This is a genomic window from Streptomyces sp. NPDC026522 (assembly GCF_055567555.1).
The window spans coordinates 424468-446788 of sequence record NZ_JBVHQF010000004.1; the positions used below are offsets into that span (position 1 = coordinate 424468).

Genomic DNA, 22321 nt, shown 5'->3' on the forward strand with positions numbered 1-22321 from the left:
GGGCCTCTTGATGGCTATCGTGGTAGGGCAAGCGGTAACAACCTGGTAGGGGGAAACCGTGGCGCTGAAGCCCGAGCCGACCGCGCCGTTCCACTCGGTGCAGTACGCACTTCGCGTACTCGAAACGATCGCCCGGCACACCGGTGGTGTGACGGACGCGCAGATCGCGCGTGAGACCGGCCTGCCCGCGGCCCATCTCGCGCCGATGCTCCTCATGCTGCGCCGGGAGGGATACGTCCTGCAGGTGTCCGACGGCGCCTACGCCATAGGGGACTCGCTGGTCCTGCTCGGCTCGGGGACCGACCGGAAACAGGCGCTGCAGGAGAAGCTCCAGGAAACCCTGGACCGGCTGCGGGACTCGGTCGGCGCGGCGGTCTACATCAGCCGGTACGTCGACGGCGAGGTCCGCATCACGCAGTTCGCCGACAGCCCGCGCACCCCGAAGGTGCACGAGTGGGTCGATTTCCGCTCGGCGGCGCACGCCAGCGCGGTCGGCAAGTGCCTGCTCACCCAGCTCGACCAGAACGGGCGCCGCGACCACCTGGCCCGGCACAAGATCGCCCGGCTCACGTCGAAGACCATCGTGAACGAGCGGATCCTGTTCTCGAAGCTCGACAGCCAGCCGGCCACCGTACCGGTGCTCGACCTCCAGGAGTACGCGGTCGGCACGGTCTGCGCGGCGGTCCCGATCACCGCCGGCGCCTCCGTCGGCTGCCTGGCCCTGTCCATGCCGGTCGAGCACGCGCACCGGCTGCGGGCCGCCGCGGACGCGCTGAACCGGAAGGCCGCGCCGCTGCTGCTGTCGCTGACGCTGTGAGAACGGTGCGACGGGGGGGACGGGATTTCAAGGCCGGAAACACTTCGGGCGGTTACCGTGAACCGGTAACCGCCCGAAGTACAGGTGCGCCGCCAGGGACTCGAACCCCGGACCCGCTGATTAAGAGTCAGCTGCTCTAACCAACTGAGCTAGCGGCGCCTGACAGAGAAAATACTACCTGGTCCCCAGGGGTGCTCAAAACCGGTTCCGGGCCGCCGGCGATCACCAGGACGTGGTGACCTTCACATCCTGCTCCGTCCGCACCCCGACCGTGCCCCGGTCCCCGAAGACCTCCCGCCGCCAGGCGCCGAAGACCCGGGCGACCCGCCGGGCGTCCTCGCCCTCGCCCTTGCCGACCGCTCCGGTGGCGAACGTGATCCACGCCTCGTTGGTCCCGGCCGCCTTGCGGATCCGCACCCGGGTGACGCTGCCCGCGGGCATGAAGACGTCCTCGTCCGTGCGGTGGCGGGCGTAGTACTCGTTGAACTCGCGGGTCATGTCGTACCAGCCGTCGACCACCTGGCAGGGCGGCGCACCGTCGGTGGGCGGCCCGGGCACCCCGTCGTCCTGGTCGGTGGGCGGGACCGTCGGCGGGTTCGGCGGGCCCGGGTCCTCCTCGGTAGGGACGTTCGGGCCGGTGCCGGTCTCCTCTTCCGTCGGGACGTTCGGGGTGCTTCCCGTCTCTTCCCCGGTGGGCGGGTTCGGCGGACCGCCCGTCTCCTCCTCGGTGGGGAGGTTCGGCGGACCGCCCGTCTCCTCCTCGGTGGGGAGGTTCGGTGCGCAGCTGGGCGGGGCCGGGACGGCGGCCGGCGGGGCGGCCGACCGGCCCGCGACCTGCGTGCCGCACCCGGCGAGCAGCGCGCACAGGGCCCCGGCCGCCACCGACCGGGCGACGGCGGCCGTCGTCTTCGTGTTCATCGCACCCCCTCCGCATCGAAGACGGGCACCCGGCCCGGCCGGTTGCCTCAGCGGTCCAGCAGGTCGCGGCGGCCCTGGGCCCCGTACGCCGCCAGCAGCGCGTGCAGGTCCTCCGCGTCCAGGCGGCGGTATGCGCCGGTGCCCGGCGGGCGCCACCAGACCGGTTCGGGGACGCGGAAGCCGGCCCGGCGCAGGGCCACCCGGTGGATCTTGTTCGTGGCCGTCACCGGCAGGGCGTCGAGGACCCGTACGTAGCGCGGGGCCATCTTCGTCCCGAGATCGGGCTGGGCCGCGAGGAAGGCCGCGAAGGCCCGCGGGTCGAAGGACGCGCCTTCGCGCAGGGCGACGGCCGCCATCACCTGGTCCCCCGCGACCTCGTCCGGGACCGCGTACACGGCGACCGCCGAGGCGTCGGACCAGCGGGCCAGGACGTTCTCGATCACCGCCGCGGCCAGGTTCTCGCTGTCGACCCGCAGCCGGTCGTCGGTGCGGCCCGCGAAGTAGAGGAAGCCCTCGGGGTCCCGGAAGAAGAGGTCCCCGGTCCAGTACCAGCCCTCGCGGGTGCGGGCCGCCTCCGCCTCGGGGTTGCGCCAGTAGCCCTCGAACAGGCTGCGGCCCCGGTTGACCAGCTCGCCTATGGCCTGCTCCCCGTTGAGGAGGCGGCCCCGTCCGTCCAGTCGGGCCGGCGGGCACTCCCGGCCCGTCTCCGGGTCGATGACGGCGAGGTCGTCGCCGGGCGCGGCCCGGCCCAGCGCGGCCGCCGGGGTGTCCGGGGTCCGCTGGACGGAGGCGCCGCCTTCCGTCGCCCCGTACCCCTCCACCAGCCGGACCCCGAACCGCTCGGCGAAGCGGGCGGCGTCGACCGCGCCGGCTTCGGTGCCGAAGCCCACGCGCAAGGGGTGGTCGCGGTCGTCGGGGCGGGGTTCGGTGGCGAGGAGGTACTGGACGGCCCGGCCGACGTAGGTGAAGTACGTCGCCCCGTACGCCCGTACGTCGTCCAGGAAGGCGGTGGCCGAAAAGCGGCGGCGCAGCGCGACCGAGGCGCCGCCGGCCAGGGCGGGCAGCCAGTCGGCGATGACGGCGTTGCCGTGGAAGAGCGGCATGCACACGTAGTGGACGTCGTCCGGGGTGACCCGGAAGGTGCGGGCCAGGGAGGCGCCTGCGGCGGCGAGCCGGCCCTGGCTGCACAGGGCCGCCTTGGGGGCGCCGGTGGAGCCGGAGGTGAAGTAGAGGAGGAGGCGGGAGCCGGGTCCCGGGCCGCCACCGAGGACCGCGTCACCGGGGGCGGCCGCGGCGAAGGGGGCGAGGAGTCCGGCGTACTCCTCGCCGCCGGTGACCAGGATCCGTACGCCGGGCAGGTCGAGGCCGCGCAGCAGCGGTAGATGGGCGGGCTCGGTGACCAGGATCCGGCAGTCGGTGTGCAGGATGTCGCGGGCCAGCTCGGGGCCGCGCCGGGTGGGATTGATCCCGGCGACGGCGGCCCCCGCGAGGGCCGCCGCGCCGAGCCAGAAGGGGAACTCGGGGGTGTTGTCGAGCAGCACCCCGATGTGCGGCTCGGCCCCCGGCGGCAGGAGGTCGACGAGCAGCGCGGCGCGCGCGGCGGCCTGCTGGGCGCTCTGGTGGTGGGTGAGGACGGTGTGCTCGTACTTCAGCCCGGGCCGATGGTCGCCCCATTGGCGCGCTATGAGCTCCGCGACGGTTTCGGGTGTCGTCCGCATGCCGCCGGAGGTTAGCTGACGTTGCGTCAGAATTGAACGTCGGAGCAGGCGTAGAAGGCCATCGGGGTGTCGTTCACGGTCCAGACCGCCAAGATCATGTGGCGGCCGGTCTTCCCGGCCGGCATGGTGCCCTGATGGACGGTGGTCATGGCGGGGCGGGCGCCGTTGTAGGCGACGGTGAGGAAGGGCTGGGGGTCGAGGGCGGCCCGGGTGAGGGGCTTCTTCGGGTCCCAGCCGTTCTTGGTGACGTAGTACTTGAAGTCGGTGGTGGAGTGGTTGGCGGTGAACTGCCACCGGAAGGAGTAGCTCTGGCCGCTGGTCACGCTGGTGGCGGGCCAGGTGCCGCCGCGCGGGTCGTCGAGCTGGGCGAACTCGCTGTGGCCGCCGGAGCAGATCTGGCCGTCGGCGGGGCCGGCCGCCGGGAAGCCCTTGTAGCCCTCGACGCTCTGCGGCTCCCACTGGATGGGGCCGCAGTCGGGGACGGTCTTGTTGGCGCAGAGCTTCTGGCGGCTGATGGGGGTGTCGGTGTAGCCGTGACCGCTGGCGGTGGGGGCGCCGGTGAGGGTGACGGTGGCCAGGACGCCGAGACCGAGCGCGGCGGCGGACCGTTTGGGCATGCGGAGGAGACGCATGATGCTCCTTGGACGTGGGGGGGAGTCAGCCGGGAGAGCGTGCGCACGCGGTGGGGATGACATTCAGGTCTAGACCAAGTTCAGGTTATTGACGGGAGTTGGCCATGTCCATACCAACGGGAAAACGGGTGGTCCGGTCGTGACCGGCCACCCGTTCCCCTGCCTTCCGTGCGGCTACTGGTCCGCGCGCCCGGTGTAGAAGGCGACGGTCAGGTCCTTCACCAGGGCCTTGCGCTCGTAGTCGTCGAGCTCGACGATGCCGCGCGAGGTGAGCCGGTGGACGGTGTCGTCGACGGCGTCGACGACCGAGGTCAGGACGGTATCCCGGTGCTTGGCGTCGATGGCCGCGATCCGGCGGCGGCGCATCGCCTGGGCGACCTCGGGGGCGTACTCGATGCGGGTGGGCTGGGCGGAGAACACCTCGATCCCGACGGCCTCGGTTTCGGCCGCCACCATCCGGGTCAGCGCGTCGCCGACTGCCTCGGCGTCGCGCAGGGTGGGGGCGTCCTCGTGGAAGGCGTCGGCGGGGAGCCGGGACAGGACCCGGGCCATGGCCGATTCCACCTGCTCGGAGAGGTACGCGGTGTGGTCGGCGACGGCGAGGGCCGCCCGGGCGGTGTCCTTGACCTGCCAGACCACCTGGACGACGGCCTGGAGCGCGAGGCCGCCGGCGTCGACGGCGGGCATCGGCTCGCTGCGCCAGTGGCGCAGCCGGACGTCGACCCGGCGGCGCAGCAGGAGCGGGCTGACCCAGGTGAGCCCGGTCCGCCGGACGGTGCCGCGGTAGCGGCCGAAGAGGGTGAGCACCCAGGCGTGACCGGTCTTGGCGCGGCCGAGTCCGCCGAGGGCGAGCAGGGCGACGACGCCGAGGAAGGCGAGCGGGGGCCAGGAGGTGGCGGGCAGCCCGTGGTAGGGGCGGGGGGCCAACCCGAAGGCGACGGCGAGGACGTCGGGGACGGCGCCGGCCCGCCAGAGCACTGCCGCGCAGCCGGTGAGGGCGAGGGCGCCGGTGCCGACGGCGACCCAGCCGGGCAGGACGGGGCCGCGGTGCTCACGCAGGCCGTCGTCCCCGCGGGGGACGCGGCGGTCGGCGGCATCCGGCTTGGCCGGGCGCGCGGGGGGCTGCGGCCGGGGCTGCGGGGCGGGCAGCGGCGGCCGGCCCCGGCCGAGGAACGGCAGGTGCACGGGGACCTCGGTGGCGGCGGGGCGGCGGGTGTCGTCGCGTTCGCCCTCGTCCCCGGGGCTGATGACGCGGGCGACGGCCCGGCCGACGAGCTCGGCGACGATCCCCTGCCGCGGGCCGGCCCCGTCCTCCCCCTGGACCCGGGCGGCCGGAATCCCATCGCTGACCTCGGCGGCCGGGACCCCGTCGGGGTGCGGACGCGGCTGCTCGGCCCCGGGGGCCCGGATCCCGTCCGGGTGCCGACGCGGGTCCTCTGCCGGGTGCGAACGCAAGCCCTCGGCCCCGGCAGCCGGGACCCCCTCCGCGTGCCGACGCGGGTCCTCGGCCCCGGGGGCCCGGACCCCGTCCGGGTGCCGACGCGGGTCCTCGGCCGGGTGCGAACGCAAGCCCTCGGCCCCGGCGGCCGGGACCTCCGGGTGCTGACGCGGGTCCTCGGCCCCGGGGGCCCGGATCGCGTCCAGGTGCCGACGCGGGTCCTCGGCCCCGGGGGCCCGGATCCCGTCCGGGTGCCGACGCGGGTCCTCGGCCCCGGCATGGCTTCCGTCCGGGGCCTCGGGGACCGGTCCCGACCCGCCCACCGCGGTGAGCACCGGCTCCGACGACCCGGCGGGCCGGTCGTGCCGCTCGCCATCGCCCGGCACCGGCACCCGCACGGCCCCACCGTCACGGGCCGCGCCCGGGGCGTCCGGGGCGGGGGCTGCATCCGGGGCCGCCACCGAGGTGGCGGCCGAGCCGGGGGCGGCCGCCCGGGGAGAGGGCCCGCTCGCCTGCGTCGCCGAGGCGTGGCCCGGGCCGGACACCGCTGCACGGGCCGCGCTCAGGTCCGGACCCGCATCCGGGGCCGGAGCCTGAGGCGAAGCCACCGCCGAGGCGGGGTCGGCGGCCGCAGCCGAAACAGATGCGGGCGCGGCGTACGGAGCCGCCGACCGGCCGGAGGGCCGGCTCGGCTGCGGGCCGGGGGCCGCCGTACCGGCCCCGCCCGGGGCCGGTACCGAGTACGAAGCGGCCGACCGGGCAGCGGACTGGCTCGACTGCGGGCCCGGGGCCGCTGCGCGGGCCGTGTCCGGGGCCGAGAGCTGAGGCGAAGCCACCGCCGAGGCGGGGTACGAGTTCGCGGCCGGAGCCACCCCGGAGACCTGGGCTGCCGTCCAGGGAGAGGACCCGCTCGCCGGCGGAGCCGAGACCTGGCCCGGGCCGGAGACGGCTGCGCGGCCCGCGCTCACGTCGCGGCCCGCATCCGAGGGCCGGCCCTGCGGCGAAGCTGCGTACGAGGCGTCACCCGGGACCGCAGCGGAGGCTGCGGTCCGGCCGGGTGCCGGAGCCGCGGCCGAAGCGGCGTACGGGGACGCTGTCAGCGCCGGGGACCGGCTCTCCTGCGGAGCCGAGACCTGGCCCGGGGCGGAAGCCGCCGTAGGGCCCGCGCCCACGTCGGAGGCCCGGCCCTGAGGCGAACCGGCTGCCGGGGCCCCGCCCGGGAACGCAGCGGAAGCCGCCGCCCGGCCGGGTGCCGGAGCGGCAGCGGCGTACGGGACCTCGGGCCGGGCCGAGGACCGGCTCGGGGCGGATGCCGCCGCGCGGGCCGCGCCCAGGTCCGAGACCGCGGCCGAGGCCGGGACCTGAGACGGAGCCACCGTCGAGGCGAGGGACGAGGTCGCGGCCGGGGCCGCCGTCCCGGCGGAGGTCGCCGCGCGGGCGGAGCTCAAGTCCGCACCCGAGGCCGGGACCTGAGGCGAGGCCGCCGGCCGGGCGGGTGCCGGAGCGGCGTCCGGGGCTGCCGTCCAGGCAGAGGACCGGCTCGGCTGCGGAGCCGGGACCTGGCCGGGTCCGGAGGCCGCCGCACGGGCCGCGCTCACGTCCGAGACCGGAGCCGCCGCTGATGCCGCCGCGCCCGGGGGCGCCACCGAGAACGGGGCTGCCGTCCGGGCAGAGGACTGGCCCAGCTGCGGGCCGGAGGCCGTCGGGCGAGCCGTGTACATGTCCGGGGCCGGAGCCTGAGCCGCAGCGGAAGCGGCCGTCCGGGCGGGTTCCGGGCCCGCAGCCGCGGCAACCGTCGGCGCGGCGTACGGGGCCGACGCCCGGGCGGAGGACTGGCCCGGCTGCGGGGCGGAGGCCGCCGCTGCGGGAGCGGAACTCAGGTACGGGGCCACAGGTGGGGCCGGGGACCCAGGCGGAGTCGGGCCCGGGACCGTCGCGGGAGTTCCGCCGGGGCCCGCCGGGTTCGGGTCCCGGGTCGGGAGGTGAGCCGCAGCCGGCTCCGGCGCCTGATCCGGAGCCACCGAGGGTGCCGACCGGGCGGTGGACGGCGGCACCGTCGCAGGGGTCCCCGCGTTCCGGGCCGCGGCCTCGCCCGGGACGGCGGCCGAGTACGGGGACGCGCCCGGCTCCGCCACCGACACCGCCTGCGGCGTCGCAGGGCGGGCGGAGGACTCGTTCGGCCGCGCCGGGTCCGCGCCGGGGGCTGCCGCCGGCGTCAGGCTCGGGTGGGGTACCGAGGCCGGGGGCGGAGGCGGAGGCCACGCCGAGGTCTCCGCCCGGGCTGCGGCCACCCCGCGGACGGGGGAACGGGGCACGGTCGGCTCGGCAGCCGACCCTTCGCCCGGGGCCGGGTCCGGGAGCGGGGCTTCGGCCGGAGCCGGGACCGGGGCCGCCCCGCCGGCTTTACCCGGGGCCGCCCAAGGCGTGGCCTCCGTACGGGCCGGGTCCGGGAGCGGGGCTTCGGCCGGAGCCGCGATCGGGGCCGCCCCGCCGGCCTTGCCCGGGGCCGCCCAAGGCGTGGCCTCCGTACGGGCCGGGTCCGGGAGCGGGGCTTCGGCCGGAGCCGGGACCGGGGCCGCCCCGGCCTCACCCGGGGCCACCGGCCAAGGCGCCTCCGGGTGGGCCGGGATCGGGGCCGGGGCCGGGGTGGGGCGGAAGCGGGTGGTCCAGCGGCCCGGGCGGGGGGGTCGGCCGGGGCGCGACGGGGGGACGGTGAAGGTGCCCGTCGTGGTCGTGGTGCGCGTGGGGTACATGGTTGCCTCCGTCATGCGAACAGCCGGCGCCAGGTTTCCGGGCCCGGATAGCCGTTGGCCGAGGCCCCGCGCCAGCCCTGCGCGCGCTGGAACGCCTCGACGTTGCGGCGGTCGGCCTCGCTCCAGACGGAACCCGGGCCGGAGGTGTAGTGCTTGCCGAACCCCTTCGCCACCAGCCGGCGGCCGAGGGCGGCGACGGCCGGGCCGGACTGCCCCGGCCGGAAGGCCGCCGGGCCCGGGTACGCCGGGTGGCCGCCCGGGCCCGGCGCGGCGTCCGGCGTGGGCACGATGTCGTTGCCCTGGCCCTCGACCAGCAGCCGCCAGGTGTGCGCGCCCGGGATGCCGTCGGCCTCGGCTCCCGTCCAGCCCTGGGCCGTCTGGAAGGCCTGGGTGGCCAGCCGGTCGGACTCGCTCCACTTCGTACTCGGGCCCTTGGGGTAGAAGCGGCGCCCGCCCCGGTCGATCAGCATCCGGCCCAGCCGCGCCACGTACTGGTTGTCGGCGCCCGGCCCGAACATCTTCGCTCCGGGGAAGGCGGACGGAACCGCCGGCTTCGGGTCCGTCCCGGGGCCGTCCGGCACCAACCCGCCGGTCACCCCGGTGAAGCGGTACGGGAGGTACTTGGTCGCGTTGCTCCAGTACCCGAACGGCGTCGCCAGCCTGCGCGTCGTCGGGCGCGTCTGCTCGTAGGCGATGTAGTGCGTGCGCGTCTCGTCGACCCAGCCGCCGAAGAGGGTGACGTGCGAGCCGTTGTTCGGGTCGGAGGGGTTGTGGAAGAGGAGCACGTCCCCCGGCAGCAACTCCTCCTTGGTGATCTTCTTCGCGAACTTGTCGAGGCTGCCGGTCCATTCATTCGTACCGAGGTTCCAGGCCATGGAGACGAAGCCCGAGCAGTCCTGCCGGTATCCGTCCGACCAGTAGTCGTTCATGCTGTACGGAACCTGCTCGTCCAGCCACACCTTGGCCCGGTTGATGATCGTCGACCGGTCGATCCGGCGCACCGCCGTGGGCGCCCCCGGCAGGCCCGGCGGCTTGGCCGGCGATCCCTTCGGCCCGTGCAGCGGCGCCCGGCCGCCCTGCGGGGACCCCGGCCCGTCCGGCTTCACGGGCCCCGGCGGCGTCGGCTGCGCCGGGCCCGGGCCCGGGGTGGGGCGGGCCGTCGCCACGGCGGTCGCGCCGCCGCCGCTCAGCACCACACCGGCCGCCGTGGCCAGTACCAGCGCGCGGCGCGCGCCGCGCGCGGCGGGGTGCCCGCCGTCCCGGAGCGGTATGGCCCGCCCGCGGGCGAGGGTGCGCCGCCGGTGCACGCAGCCCGGGCAGCCACAGTCGCCCGCGGGCTCGTACTCCTCGAAGACCGGCATCGGCATCGATGGCGCCATCTGCACCTGCATCGGAGGCTGCGTCGTCATGCGTTCCGTCCACTCCCCTTGCTCGTCCACTCGTCCGGCCGGGCACGCATCTGGCGGGGCATCAGATTCGGCTCGGCCCAGACATATCGTGCACGACAAACCCCTCAAACATGGGTTAATCGGACAACGCGGGCGCGGCTGGTCCTGAGCACCCCCGCAGGTGGGGTAGAGTTTTCCCTGTCAGCAAGCGCCGCTAGCTCAGTTGGTTAGAGCAGCTGACTCTTAATCAGCGGGTCCGGGGTTCGAGTCCCTGGCGGCGCACAGACGGGAGAAACCCCCGCAGCGAAAGCTGCGGGGGTTTCTTCGTTCCCGTCCCTCATACGGGCGTACCGGCCCTGGCCCGCACGCCCGTCAGGTAGGCGGCGACCACCACGTTCGCCGAGTACTGCTTGGCCGTCTTGTCGTACGTTCCGCCGCAGGTCACCAGCCGCAGCTCGGCGCGGCCCGGCACCTTCGGGCCGTACGCCTTCTGGGGGTCGAAGCCCGCGCGCTCGTAGACCCGTACCTCCTCGACCGTGAACTCGGCCACCGACCCGTCCGCCCGGACCACGCCGACCTTGTCCCCCCGCTGCGCCGTGCTCAGCCCGTAGAACACCGCCGGCTTCGACCGCGTGTCCACGTGGCCGATCAGCAGGGCGGTACCGGCCTTGCCCGGCTGGGTGCCGCCGCTCCACCAGCCGACCGTGCCCGGGTTCTCGTACGGGGGCGGCTCGATCGCCCCCTCGCGGTCCAGGCCGCGCGAGATCACCGGCGCCTGGATGCCCAGGGACGGTACGTCGAGCCGCGCCGGCGGGGCCGCCGCCAGCGGGGCGTGGGCCACGGGCAGGCCGGGAGCCGCGGTCCCGGCGCCGCCGGCCTGCCCCCCGGGCGGCACGGGAACCCCGGTGATCTCCCGCCCCCACAGCCACAGCCCGAGCACCAGCACGGTCCACGCGGCGAACGTCAGCAGGCGGGAGCCGCCGGAGCCGCGGGGCTCCTCGTTCACCGGCAGGCCCTCACTCGCTGCCGCGACGACGGCGCAGCGCCAGCGCCCTGCCCGCGACGGCGAGGGTGGCCACGGCGGCGAGGACGGCGCCGATCACCGTCTGGGGCAGCCCCGGGCCGTCGCCGCCGTGGTTCTTCTTCGCGGGCGCGGCCGCCAGCTCGGTCGTCCTGGCCACCTCGGCGGCCATCGCGCCACCGCCCGCGTGGACCGGCCGGACGGGCGAGTGGTGCGGGTCGGGGTGGTGCCCCTCCCGGATCCGGACGGAGCCGCTGACCCGGTCGTCGCGGCCGTCACACTTGACCCGGATCTCGTGCGAGCCCGGCCGGGCGTGCGTGGCGATGAGCGCGTCACCCCACAGGACGCGGCGGTCGTCGTGCCCGGCGGACAGGTGGACCTCGGACACGAACACGGAGGACCTGGCCGACGCCCAGCCGCCGTCGCAGCCCCGCACCTCCAGCTTGACCAGGTCGCCGGGCTCGGCCGGATCCGGCCTGACCGAGACGCCGCCGCGGCCCCAGTCCTCGGCGACGGCTGCGGGCGCGGTCACCGCGCCGAGGGCGGTCAGGGCGACGGCCACCCCGGTGGCACGGAGAGCGATCAGAGCACTGCGCATGGTGAACCTCCTCAACAAGGAGATTCACGCGCGGCGCGCCGCTCCGCATCCGGAGCGGCGCGCCCTTGGACCGTACGAGTCAGCCGTACGCCCCAGCCGTAGGTACCGGAGCTAGACGAGATCGACCAGGTCGGCGATGGAGTCGACCGTCTTGGTGGGGCGGTAGGGGAACTTCTCGGTGTCCTCGACTGTGGTCAGGCCGGTCAGGACGAGGAAGGTCTGCATGCCCGCTTCCAGGCCGGCGAGCACGTCGGTGTCCATCCGGTCGCCGATCATGGCGCTGCTCTCGGAGTGCGCGCCGATCGCGTTCAGGCCCGTCCGCATCATCAGCGGGTTGGGCTTGCCCGCGAAGTACGGCTGCTTGCCGGTGGCCTTGGTGATCAGCGCGGCGACGGCGCCGGTGGCGGGCAGCGGACCCTCGGTGGACGGGCCGGTCTCGTCCGGGTTGGTGCAGATGAAGCGGGCGCCGCCGTTGATCAGGCGGACGGCCTTGGTCATCGCCTCGAAGCTGTACGTACGGGTCTCGCCCAGGACCACGTAGTCCGGCTCGTGGTCGGTCAGGATGTAGCCGATGTCGTGCAGGGCGGTGGTCAGGCCGGCCTCGCCGATGACGTAGGCCGTGCCGCCCGGGCGCTGGTCGTCGAGGAACTTGGCGGTGGCGAGCGCCGAGGTCCAGATGTTCTCGACGGGGACGTGCAGGCCCATCCGGTTGAGCCGGGCGTGCAGGTCGCGCGGGGTGTAGATGGAGTTGTTGGTCAGGACCAGGAAGGGCTTGCCGGACTCGCGCAGCCGCTTGATGAAGGCATCGGCGCCGGGGATCGGGGTCCCCTCGTGGATGAGGACTCCGTCCATGTCGGTGAGCCAGGATTCGATCGGCTTGCGCTCTGCCACGGGACTGTTCTCCGCTCTGCGGTGCCTCTGACCTCGGGGGGCCTCCGGTCCGTACCACCCTAACCGGGAACGGGCCGTGGGCGCGGGGCGCGTCCACGGCCCGGACCGGGACGGGGAGATCGGCGGAAGACCGGCCGGAGACCGGCGGGAGACCGGCGGGAGACCGGCGGGAGACCGGCGGGAGACCGGCGTCAGCCGAGCTTCACGTTGTCGACCGTCCAGTACCAGTTGTTGGTGCCGCTGTAGCGGAACCGGACCTGTACGTCGGTGGCTCCGGCCGGGACCTGGAGGGTGAGGGACTCGCCCTTCGCGACGGCGTCGGCGGTGTAGCTCTTGGCGACCGCCGGCGTACCGCCGTTGTAGGAGACCAGGACCTGGGCGGTCTGGCCGGCCTCGTGGCGGTAGTGGGTCCGGTAGGTGAGGTTCACCGTGGAACCGGTCGGGCCGCCGGTGACCGGCCACTTGGGGGTGATCAGCGTGGAGTCGAAGGAGCCGGTGTGGCTCTTGTCGTCCCACTCGTCGGAGTCGGCGACGGCGAACACGTCACGGGAGCGGACGTTCAGCTCGCGCCACTGGTCGCGCTGTGACTGGGTCCAGAACTCGTCGGTGGTGAAGGCCCAGCCGGCCCACTCGGTGACGCCGCCCGTGCCCATCTTGGAGTTGTCGACGGCCCAGCCGGACGGCGGGGTGTGGGTGAAGCCCTTCGTGGAAGCGGGAATGCCCGTTTCGTCCACGCGGCCCTGGAGCTTGGGGCGCAGGGTGTCGAAGGGGTCGTTGTCGTCGGGGGCGTTGAGGGGGATGCCGTCGACGGCGGGGCCGGGGTTCACCCCGACCTGGGCGAGGGCGGTGGCGGCGACGTCGACGAGGCGTACGTCGTCGCGTACCGAACCGGCCGGGATCCCGGCGCCCTTCGCGATGACGAAGGTGCCGCGCTCCTGGAGGGTGGAGCCGCCGTGGCCGCCGGCGTCTGTGTGGCCGTGGTCGGTGGTGACCAGGATCTTCCAGTTCTCCCGGGCGTAGGTCGGGCGGGCCTGGACGGCGGTGAGCAGCCGGCCGACCAGGGTGTCGACGCGCGCGATGGTGTCGAGGTACTGCTGGCTGGCCGCGCCGTAGGCGTGCCCGGCGTGGTCGACCTCGCCGAAGTAGACGAAGGCGGCGTCGGGGTTCTGGTCGCGCAGTTCGGCGGAGGCGGCGTCGGCGATCTTGGGGTCCTCGCTGCCGTAGCCGTCGCGGTCGCCCTTGAGGCTGAGCCGCTTGTCGATCTTGGCGGAGAAGACCGGGCCGTTCTGGTCGGTGGAGGTGAGGGGCTCCCAGTCGGCGGCGGCGTAGGTGTTGAGCGCCGGGTCGGCGTTCTCGATGCGGGTCAGGAAGTCCGGGTGGGCCGCGTAGTTCTTGCCGGTGAAGGTGTTGTCCTTCACGCCGTGCTTGTCGGGCCAGACGCCGGTGGCGATGGTGGACCAGCCGGGGCCCGAGGAGGTCGCGGCCATCGGGCTCGCGTACAGGGTGCTGCGTGCGGTCAGGCCCTGGCTCATCAGACCCTGCAGGTTGGGGGCGTTGGCGGCCTTGAGGCGGTCGAGGACCACGCCGTCGAGGCCGATGACGAGGACCTTGTCGGTGGTGGCGGTGGTGGCGACGGCGGCGGCGGCGGTGGTGGCGGCGCCGGAGACGGCGGCCGTGGCCGGGACGGTGACGAGTGCGGTGCCGAGCAGGGCGGTGGCGGTGGCGGCCACGGCGAGGGTCCGTCCGGACAGGACAGGGGGCACGTACTCCTCCGGGGAGTGGTCGTGGTGGATGCGCAGGGCTGGTGCATGCACGGGGGACACGCGGCGGGTCTGGACCGAAGGCGCGGCTTCGGTCCAGACCCGTTATCCAAAAGACACCTTGCCGGTCACAGGTGACTTGGAGGCGACCGCTCAGCTGCCGGTGGCCGACTTCCACGCGTCGACGTAGCCCGAGAGGTTCTTGTCGATGTCCGCCCAGTCCGGCTCGAAGACCTCGACGCCGGTCATGATCTTGGCGAGCTCGACCGCGTTGGCGTCGGTGGGCTTGACGTCGGTACGGGCCGGGAAGCCGCCGCCGACCTCGCTGACCAGCTTCTGGGCGTCCTCGCCGAGCAGGTAGTCGAGGAGCTTCTTGCCGTTCTCGGTGTGCGGGGCCTTGTCGACCAGACCGGCCGCGTACGGGAGGGCGAAGGTGGTCGGCTTGCCGCCGTCCTTGGCCGGGAACCAGATACCGAGGTTCGGCATGGACTTGGACTGCGCGAAGTTCATCTGGACGTCGCCGTTGGCGACGAGCAGCTCGCCCTTGTCGGTCTTGGGCGCGAGCTTGCTGGTCGAGGACGACGGGCCGACGTTGTTGGCCTGGAGCTTCTTCAGGTACTCCATCGCCGGCTCCTTGCCGCCGAAGTCGTGCATCGACTTGACGAGCACGGCGGTGCCGTCGCCGGCGACACCCGGGGTGGAGTACTGGAGCTTGCCCTTGTACTTGGCGTCGAGCAGTTCCTCCCAGGTCTTGGGGGCCTCGGTCAGCTCCTTCTTGTTGTGGACGAAGCCGAAGTAGTTGTTCACCACCGAGGTCCACTTGCCGTCGGCGGCCTTGTCGCCGCCGTTGACCTTGTCGGAGCCCTGCGGCTTGTACGCCTGGAGCAGGCCCTTGCCGTCGGCCTGCTGGATGAAGGGCGGCAGGGTGACGAGGACGTCCGCCTGGGTGTTGGTCTTCTCGCGCAAGGCGCGCTGCACCATCTCGCCCGAGCCGCCTTCGACGTACTTGACCTCGATGCCGGTCTTCTTGGTGAAGTCGGCGAAGACCTTGTCGTACCAGCCGTCGCCCTTGTCGCTCTTGAGGCCGTCGGCGCTGTAGACGGTGACGATCTTCTCCGCGTTGTCGGCGCCCGCGGCGGAGGAGGCGGATCCGCCGCCGCAGGCGGTGAGGGAGGCGGCGAGGGCGAGGCTGCCGGTGACGGCGGCGGCGGTGCGCAGGGGCATGCGGGTGCTGGGCATGGAACTTCCTTACGGGGAAAGGGAGTCTGGTGGTCTGGAGCGGGGCTTCAGCGGTAGGACGCCTTGGTGCGGACGCGGGAGACGGCCAGCAGGACCAGCAGGGTGGCGGCCATGAGGACCACCGCGATCGCGGAGCCGCTGAACAGCGAACCGCGGTCGGTGGCGGTGAAGATCCGGACCGGGAGGGGCATCCAGTCCGGCGGGTAGAGCATCATCGTGGCGCTCAGCTCACCCATGGACAGGGCGAAGCAGAGCCCGGCGGCCGCGGTCAGGGAGGGCAGCAGCAGGGGGAGCTTGACCCGCCACAGGACGTACGAGGGACGGGCGCCCAGGGAGGCCGCCGCCTGCTCGTACGCGGGATCGAGACGAACGATGGCGGCCGAAACCGACTGATAGGCGAACGCCGTGACAAGAATCGTGTGCGCCAGGATGACGATGGAGCTCGTGCCGTTGAGCAGCAGCGGGGGCTTGCTGAACGCGACGAGCACGGCCAGGCCCACGACGACGGACGGCACGGCGACCGGCAGCATGAACAGCGCGTCGAGCGAGCGCCTGCCGCGCTTGCCCAGCCCGGCGGCGGCCAGTGCGGCCCAGCTGCCGACGGTGAGGGCGAGCAGGCTCGCGACCAGGGCGGTGACCAGCGAGGCCGTCAGCGCCTGGAGGGATTCGCCCTGCACGGCGGAGGCGTAGTTCTGGGTGGTCGGTCCGGAGGGGAAGGCGCCGGACCAGTGGGTGGCGAAGGAGGCGGCCACCACGACGAGCAGGGGCAGCGCGAAGATCGGAAGGAAGAGGCAGCCGAACAGCCCCCAGGCGGCCCAGCGGCCCGCCTTGCTATGCACCAGCACGCTTGCTCACCACCCGGTAGAGGCCGAACAGGCCGACGGAGATCGCGATGTTGACGACGGCGACCACGCAGGCGCCCGCGTAGTCGGATTCGAGGATCGCCTTGCCGTAGATGAGCATCGGGAGCGTCGTGACGTCCTTGGCGCCGGTGAACAGGACGATCCCGAACTCGTTGAGGCACATGACGAGGACGAGGCTGCCGCCCGCGGCGAGGGCCGGCCGGGCCTCGGGGAGGATCACCTTGCGGATGATCCGGGCCGGACGCGCGCCGAGCGAGGAGGCCACCTCCAGCTGCGCCGTGTCCAGTTGGGAGAACGCGGCGAGCAGCGGGCGCATCACGAACGGCGTGAAGTAGGTGATCTCGGCCAGCAGCACGCCCCAGGGGGTGGTGAGGAAGTGGAACGGACCCTCCGGGGTGGAGAAGGCGTCGCTCCACAGCCCGTTGGCCATACCGGCGGTGCCGTAGACGAAGAGGAGGGCGAGGGTGATGAGGAAGGAGGGGAAGGAGAGGAAGACGTCGATGAACTTGGCCACCCCCTTCGCCCCGGGAAAGGGCACGAACGCGATGACCAGCGCCAGGGCGAAGCCGAGGACGAGGCAGCCGACGGTGGCGCCGGCGGCCAGCCAGACGGTGGTGCCGAGCGCTTCGCGGAAGGCGGTGGAGGCGAAGACGGCGGAGTAGGCGTCGAGGGCGCCGCCGCCGTTGTCGGGGGTGAAGGACTGCTGGACGACCAGGGCGAGGGGGTACAGGAAGACCAGCGCGAGCGCGGCGAGCGGCGGCAGGGACCACCCCCAGGCGGGCACGCCGCGCGGGCGCGGGGCCCGGGCCGGGACCGCCCCGCGCGGGGCGGGCAGCGGGGCCGCCGCTGGCGTGGCGGCGGACCCCGGCGCGGGCGGTGTGGCGGCCGCCGTCGGCGCCGGGCCCGGCGGGCGGCTGTCCGTGACCTCAGGCACCGGACACCCCCGCCGAGAGCAGCACCGCGTCCCGGGGCTCGAAGTGCAGGGTCACCTCGTCGCCCAGCGCCGGGGTCTCGCGCAGCTCCGGCAGGTCCGCCTTGACGCGGTGGCCGTCGATGTCGACGTACAGCCGGTGCGTCGAGCCCCGCCACTGCACCTCGGTGATCGTGCCGCGCAGCGCGTTCGGGCCCTCGCCCAGGGCGAGCAGGTGGGGCCGGAGGCACAGGGTGGCCCCCGCGCCGGGCGCGGCGAGACCCCGGTCGAGCTCCAGCGCGTGCCCCTCGAAGACCGCGCCGCCGTCGGCCACCGTCACCGGGAGCAGGTTGGCGTTGCCGACGAAGGAGGCGGTGAACTCCGTACCCGGCGTCCGGTACAGCTGCTGCGGGGTGCCGCAGTCCTGCAGCCGGGCCCGGTCCATGACCGCGATCCGGTCGGCGAGGGTCAGCGCCTCGACCTGGTCGTGCGTGACGTACAGGATCGAGACGTCCGGCAGCTCGCGGTGCAGCCGCGCCAGTTCGGCGAGCATCCCGGACCGCAGCTGCGCGTCGAGCGCGGACAGCGGCTCGTCCAGCAGCAGGACGCCGGGGCGGATGGCGAGGGCGCGGGCGATGGCGACGCGCTGCTGCTGCCCTCCGGAGAGCTCGCGCGGATAGCGCTTCGCGTAGGCGGCCATCCCCGTCATCTCCAGGGCCTCGGCGACCCGCCCGGCCATCCCGGCCTTGGGCGCCTTCTGCGCCTTGAGGCCGAAGGCGACGTTCTCGTCCACCCGCATGTGCGGGAACAGCGCGTACTGCTGGACGACCATGCCGATGCCGCGCTTGTGCGGCGGCAGCCCGGTGACGTCGCGGCCGCCGATCAGCACCCGGCCGGAGACGGGCCGCACGAATCCGGCGACCGCGCGCAGCGCCGTGGTCTTGCCCGAACCGGAGGGACCGAGCAGCGCCATCACCTCGCCCGGCTCGACGGTGAGGTCGAGCCGGTCCAGGACGGTGGTGCCGTGGTAGGCGACCGAGACCGCGTCGAAGCGGATGCCGCTCACGCCGACTCCGCCAGCAGGGCCGGGAGTTCGGCGACGGAGCCGAGGACGTGGGTCGCGCCGTTGCCGGTCAGCGCCTCGCGGCCGTGGGCGCCGGTGAGGACGCCGGCCACGATCCCGGCGCCGGCCCGGACCCCGCTGAGCATGTCGTACGCCGTGTCGCCCACGACCACGGTCTCCCGTACGTCGGCCACCGCGCCCGTGCGCAGGAACGCGGCCAGCACCATGTCGGGGTAGGGGCGGCCGCGGCCGCCGGCGTCGGCCGGGCAGAGGGTGAGGTCGGCCAGGTCGCGCCAGCCGAGGGCGTCGAGGATGGCGTCCTGGGTGACCCGGGCGAAGCCGGTGGTCAGTACGACGGTGCGGCCGTCGGCGCGGAGCTTCTCGACGGCCGCGCGGGCGCCGGCGACCGGGGCGATCAGGCCCCCGTCGACGAGTTCCCCGTACGCCTCCTCGAAGGCGGAGTTGGCGCGCTGGGCGAGGTCCTCCGTACCGAAGAGGTGGCGGAAGACGGAGATCTTCGACTCGCCCATGGTGTCGCGGACGTACTGGAGCTTGGCGGCGTGGTCCGCGCTGCCGGGCTCGACGCCTAGGCGCTCGGCGGCCCGCTCGAAGGCCCGCTCGACGAGGCCGCCGTCGGAGACGGTGGTGCCGGCCATGTCGAGGACGACCAGGTTGCGGGTCCCGGGGGTGGTGTTCTCGGTGGTCTTGTCGGTCATGTCGGCTACCAGCCCAGTTCGTTCGCGGTGGTTTCGGCTATGGCGGGCGAGCAGGTCATGCCGCGCCCGCCGGGTCCGGTCACCAGCCAGACGCCGTCGGCGACCTGCTGGCGGTGGACGACGCGGGTGGTGTCGGTGCACTGCGCGTACACGCCCGCCCAGCGGCGCTGGATCCTGGGCAGCGGGCGCCCCAGGAAGGACTCGACCACCCCGGTGAGGTGCTCGTAGGGGTCCTCGACGGTGTCGAACGCGAACGGGTGCTCGTATTCGTGGGTGTCGCCGATGGTCAGTCCGCCGTCCTGGCGCTGGACCATCAGCAGCTGCATCTTGTGCGCGGCGGCGACCGGCGCCTGCTCCTGCCCGGCGTTGAGGGCGTCGAGGGCCGGCGACCGGTACGCCGGGTAGTAGCGGAAGCTGTCGGCGTCCGCGACCGAGGTGGTCAGCGGCTCGCCGAGCGGGGCGGTCTGCATCATCTGGAGGCGGACGCGGCGCACGGGCAGGTCGGGGACCAGCTCGCGGACCAGGCCGGACAGCCAGGCGCCGGTGGCGAGGACGACGGCGTCACCGCGGTGGACGTCGCCGTGGTCGTCGCGGACCGCGCCGGTCCCCACGACCTCGCGCACCTCGCGTCCCGGCAGGAAGGTGTACCGGCCGGTGGCGCGCAGCGCCTCGCGCAGGTGGAGCTGCGCGGTGCGCGGCTCGACGGCCGCGTCCCGCTCGCACCACAGGGCGGCCTCGAACGCGCCGCGCAGGGCCGGGTTGACCGCCCGGGCCTCCTCGGCGGTGACCAGCTTGTAGCCGCGGGCGGCGGCGTCCGGGCCGGCCACCGCCGCTTCCGCGACGGCGAGTTCGCGGGAATTGCGGACGGGGGTCAGGGAGCCGATGGCGCGGAAGCCCAGGCCGGGCACCCGCGCGCCGATCCCTTCCCAGAGCTCGCGGGCCCGCAGGGCGGTGTCGAGCTCCTCGCCCCCGGCGCGGCCGCTGACCCAGATCTGGCCGAAATTGCGCAGGGACGCGCCGCGGGCCTCGGCTTCCCGTTCGATTTGGACGACCTCGTGGCCGCGTTCGACTGCTTGCCAGGCGTGCATGGTGCCGACCACGCCGCCTCCGACGACTATGACTCTCACGCCGTCCACGGTGCGGGCGGACCGTGGCCCGGGAGGGGCGGCGTGGTGGCGTGCGGGTGAACAAGCCTCGACGCTTGGACTAGACCCGTTATCTTCCCGTGACATGAGTACGTCCCTTTCGCTCGTTCTGGTGGCGGAATGGCCGAGGCTACTCGGGACGCAGACGGGTCGTGAAGCTGAACCGGTCACCACGGTAGAGCGAACGCACCCGCTCCAGCGGGCGGCCGTCCTGGTCCCGGGAGAACCGGTGGATGAGCAGCATGGGGAGGGCGGGGGGAGTGCCGATCAACAGGGCTTCGCGGGGGGTCGCGAGGACCGTCTCCAGCTTCTCGTCGGCGTCGCCGAACGAGATGCCGAGGCGCTCGCGGAGGTATCCGTAGAAGGAGGAGTCCGGCTGGAAATCGCTGTCGAGGCGGGGCGCGCGGGCGACGCGCAGGTACGTGCTCTCCAGGCCGACCCGCTCGTCATCGGCGAGCAGGACGCGCTCCAGGTGCCAGACGGGCTCACCGGTCTCTGCGCCGATGCCGCGGGCCAGCTCGGGCGGGCAGGGGAAGCGCTCCAGCCCGATGAGGTGACGGCCCGGCCGGCGGCCCTGGCGGCGCACGCCTTCGGTGTAGCTCGCGAGGGACAGCGGCTGCTCCAGCTTGGGCCCGGCGACGACGGTCCCGCGCCCGGAGCGGCGCAGCCGGCCCTCCAGCAGCAGCTCGCGCAGGGCCTGGCGGACGGTCTCGCGGGAGACCTCGTACTGCTCGGCGAGATCACGCTCGGTGGGCAGCAGGCCGCCCTCTCCGAGTTCCTCGACCAGAACGGAGATACGGGCCTTGACCGCGTAGTACTTGGGGATGCGCCCGTGCTCGGGGATGCCGGACCGCACGGCCTGACCGGGGCGGTGGGGCGGGCTCTGGCTCTGATGTTCCACCCTCGGACTGTACGTGGACCAGGTGTACGTCAGCCTCCCGCGCGGGGGCGCAGCCTGCGGGCGCCGAGCAGCAGCGCGCCGCCGGTCGCGAGGGTGGCGACGGCCGCCGCGGCGGCCACCCAGGGGCGCGGACCGGTGTGCGCGAGCGAGCCCGCCTCGCCGGCCTCGTCGTCCTGCGGCCCCTCGACGGAGAACCGGTAGCCGCCCGCCTCGCCGACCCAGTCCCCGTCGTCACCCTTGCGCTGGACGACGGCGGCGTCGGCGAGGACCTCGCCGTGGGGGGCGTCGGGGGAGAAGGCGAGCGAGACGCGGACGGTACGGGAGCCGCCGGCGCCGATGGTGAACCCGGGGAAGGCCTCGCCGCCACCGCCGCCGCCACCGCCGCCGCTACCGCCGCCGCCTCCGTCGCCGTCGAACACGGCGATGATCTCGTCGCGGTCGCTGCGCTCCAGGGTGACGGGGCGGGGGCCGCCGGGGGTCTCGAAGTCCATCCGGAGGTGGGCGGGGCGCAGGGTGCGGGCCTTGTCCGTGAAGACCACGACCGGGTGGATGGCGGTGCAGGCGCCGGAGGTGGTGTTGGTCAGGTCCAGGTACCAGGTCTGCGGGCCGTCGCCGGTGCGGTACACGGCCGGCCCGCCGCGGATCCGGGCGCCGATGGGGAAGGCGCTGCTCTTGGCGTCCCCGCAGGTGGCCTTCGCGCGCGAGGGCAGCGCGGGCGCGGGGGCCGGGCGGGCCCCGCCGCCGTTGCCGACGTCGGCGGCGGGGCCGGTCGCGAGGAGGGAGCCGTTGCCGACGTCGGCGGTGGCGGGGCCGGGTGCGAGGAGGGAGAGGACCACGGCGGCCAGCAGGGCGGGAGGGGCAAGGGCTTCGCGCAGTCGCATGGAGGACCTTCGCAGCTCGCCGGACGGAAACAGGGGTGATCGGACGATGACCGGACGAGGCGACAATCACCCCGCCCCCGCCCGCACTCTCCCACGCCGCCCACCCCACCCGATCCCGGGGCGCGCAGGTAACCCCCCTTTACGCCTGATCGGACGCCACCCCCTTCAGGCGGGCGGTGTCCCCGGCCAATTTCAGCCCCGCCGGCGCTTGAGGCGCAGGCCGCGGGGCGGAGGCGGCACCCTACAGCCCACGCCAGCCAAACCCAGCCCCGCCGGCGCTTGAGGCGCAGGGCCTGGGGCGGACCCAGAAAGCCCGGCGCAGCCGGGGCCGCGCAGCCGGTGCCGCAGCCAGACCCGCGCGGGCGCCCGCACCATCCAGCCCACGCCGCCCAAACCCAGCCCCGCCGGCGCTTGAGGCGCAGGGCCTGGGGCGGAGGCCGCACCCTACAGCGCACGCCGGCCAAACCCAGCCCCGCCGGCGCTTGAGGCGCAGGGCCTGGGGCGGAGGCCCGCAAAGCCCGGCGCAGCCAGGGCCGCGCAGCGCAACGGTGCCGCAGCCAGACCCGCGCGGGCGCCCGCACCATCCAGCCCACGCCGGCCAAACCCAGCCCCGCCGGCGCTTGAGGCGCGGGCCGCGGGGCGGAGGCCCGCAAAGCCCGGCGCAGCCGG

The 22321-nt window shown here is 74.3% G+C and carries 18 protein-coding genes and 2 tRNA genes; 2 read left to right on the forward strand and 18 right to left on the reverse strand.

Translation table 11 applies throughout. The features are described 5' to 3' along the window. The first annotated feature begins 58 nt into the window (after window positions 1-58). Window positions 59-817, forward strand: coding sequence for an IclR family transcriptional regulator (locus tag ACZ4M3_RS13330; RefSeq protein ID WP_389662630.1), 759 nt, complete (start codon window positions 59-61; stop codon window positions 815-817). A gap of 85 nt (window positions 818-902) precedes the next feature. Here ACZ4M3_RS13330 and ACZ4M3_RS13335 read toward each other — a convergent pair. From ACZ4M3_RS13335 to ACZ4M3_RS13360, 6 genes are all read right to left on the reverse strand, one after another. Next, window positions 903-976, reverse strand: a tRNA-Lys gene (locus ACZ4M3_RS13335). A gap of 63 nt (window positions 977-1039) precedes the next feature. Further along, on the reverse strand, window positions 1040-1735 hold the full coding sequence (locus ACZ4M3_RS13340) for a hypothetical protein (protein ID WP_467731988.1): 696 nt from the start codon (window positions 1733-1735) through the stop codon (window positions 1040-1042). A gap of 47 nt (window positions 1736-1782) precedes the next feature. Further along, window positions 1783-3453: an AMP-binding protein gene (locus ACZ4M3_RS13345; RefSeq protein ID WP_467731990.1), complete on the reverse strand. Its 1671-nt coding sequence runs from the start codon at window positions 3451-3453 to the stop codon at window positions 1783-1785. 26 nt (window positions 3454-3479) lie between these two features. Further along, entirely contained in the window at window positions 3480-4085 is a 606-nt protein-coding gene (locus ACZ4M3_RS13350) for a lytic polysaccharide monooxygenase auxiliary activity family 9 protein (RefSeq protein WP_467731992.1), read from the reverse strand. Between the two features lie 174 nt (window positions 4086-4259). Further along, on the reverse strand, window positions 4260-5921 hold the full coding sequence (locus ACZ4M3_RS13355; RefSeq protein ID WP_467731994.1) for an SPFH domain-containing protein: 1662 nt from the start codon (window positions 5919-5921) through the stop codon (window positions 4260-4262). A 2366-nt stretch (window positions 5922-8287) separates the two neighbouring features. Continuing rightward, window positions 8288-9643, reverse strand: coding sequence for a peptidoglycan-binding protein (locus ACZ4M3_RS13360; RefSeq protein ID WP_467732248.1), 1356 nt, complete (start codon window positions 9641-9643; stop codon window positions 8288-8290). A 229-nt stretch (window positions 9644-9872) separates the two neighbouring features. Between ACZ4M3_RS13360 and ACZ4M3_RS13365 the strand changes: the two genes are divergently transcribed. Next, window positions 9873-9946: transfer RNA gene (locus ACZ4M3_RS13365), tRNA-Lys, on the forward strand. Between the two features lie 55 nt (window positions 9947-10001). Here ACZ4M3_RS13365 and ACZ4M3_RS13370 read toward each other — a convergent pair. The 12 genes from ACZ4M3_RS13370 to ACZ4M3_RS13425 form a co-directional block, all read right to left on the reverse strand. Next, complete coding sequence (locus tag ACZ4M3_RS13370) at window positions 10002-10670, reverse strand: class F sortase (RefSeq protein WP_467731996.1); 669 nt, start codon at window positions 10668-10670, stop codon at window positions 10002-10004. 10 nt (window positions 10671-10680) lie between these two features. Continuing rightward, the gene (locus ACZ4M3_RS13375; RefSeq protein WP_467731998.1) at window positions 10681-11283 is read right to left on the reverse strand and encodes a hypothetical protein; all 603 of its coding nucleotides are present in this window, start codon (window positions 11281-11283) and stop codon (window positions 10681-10683) included. A gap of 111 nt (window positions 11284-11394) precedes the next feature. After that, window positions 11395-12174 carry an HAD-IIA family hydrolase gene (locus tag ACZ4M3_RS13380; protein ID WP_467732000.1) on the reverse strand — a complete coding sequence of 260 codons (780 nt, stop codon included), beginning with the start codon at window positions 12172-12174 and terminating at the stop codon, window positions 11395-11397. A 191-nt stretch (window positions 12175-12365) separates the two neighbouring features. Beyond that, entirely contained in the window at window positions 12366-13997 is a 1632-nt protein-coding gene (locus ACZ4M3_RS13385; protein ID WP_467732002.1) for an alkaline phosphatase family protein, read from the reverse strand. A gap of 90 nt (window positions 13998-14087) precedes the next feature. Next, complete coding sequence (locus ACZ4M3_RS13390; RefSeq protein WP_467732004.1) at window positions 14088-15173, reverse strand: 2-aminoethylphosphonate ABC transporter substrate-binding protein; 1086 nt, start codon at window positions 15171-15173, stop codon at window positions 14088-14090. A gap of 47 nt (window positions 15174-15220) precedes the next feature. Further along, window positions 15221-16018: an ABC transporter permease gene (locus tag ACZ4M3_RS13395; RefSeq protein WP_467732006.1), complete on the reverse strand. Its 798-nt coding sequence runs from the start codon at window positions 16016-16018 to the stop codon at window positions 15221-15223. Next, window positions 16005-16871 carry a 2-aminoethylphosphonate ABC transporter permease subunit gene (locus tag ACZ4M3_RS13400; protein ID WP_467732249.1) on the reverse strand — a complete coding sequence of 289 codons (867 nt, stop codon included), beginning with the start codon at window positions 16869-16871 and terminating at the stop codon, window positions 16005-16007. Before ACZ4M3_RS13400 ends, ACZ4M3_RS13395 begins: the two co-directional genes overlap by 14 nt. 91 nt (window positions 16872-16962) lie before the next feature. Further along, window positions 16963-18012: an ABC transporter ATP-binding protein gene (locus tag ACZ4M3_RS13405; RefSeq protein ID WP_467732008.1), complete on the reverse strand. Its 1050-nt coding sequence runs from the start codon at window positions 18010-18012 to the stop codon at window positions 16963-16965. Further along, complete coding sequence (locus ACZ4M3_RS13410) at window positions 18009-18725, reverse strand: phosphonatase-like hydrolase (RefSeq protein WP_467732010.1); 717 nt, start codon at window positions 18723-18725, stop codon at window positions 18009-18011. Before ACZ4M3_RS13410 ends, ACZ4M3_RS13405 begins: the two co-directional genes overlap by 4 nt. A 5-nt stretch (window positions 18726-18730) precedes the next feature. After that, window positions 18731-19852 (reverse strand): TIGR03364 family FAD-dependent oxidoreductase, encoded by a 1122-nt coding sequence (locus ACZ4M3_RS13415; RefSeq protein ID WP_467732012.1) that lies wholly within the window; start codon window positions 19850-19852, stop codon window positions 18731-18733. Window positions 19853-20000: 148 nt separating this feature from the next. After that, on the reverse strand, window positions 20001-20771 hold the full coding sequence (locus ACZ4M3_RS13420; protein ID WP_467732014.1) for a GntR family transcriptional regulator: 771 nt from the start codon (window positions 20769-20771) through the stop codon (window positions 20001-20003). A 29-nt stretch (window positions 20772-20800) separates the two neighbouring features. Further along, a complete protein-coding gene (locus ACZ4M3_RS13425) occupies window positions 20801-21652 on the reverse strand; it encodes a hypothetical protein (protein ID WP_467732016.1) in 852 nt (283 codons plus the stop codon). Window positions 21653-22321: the final 669 nt, after the last annotated feature.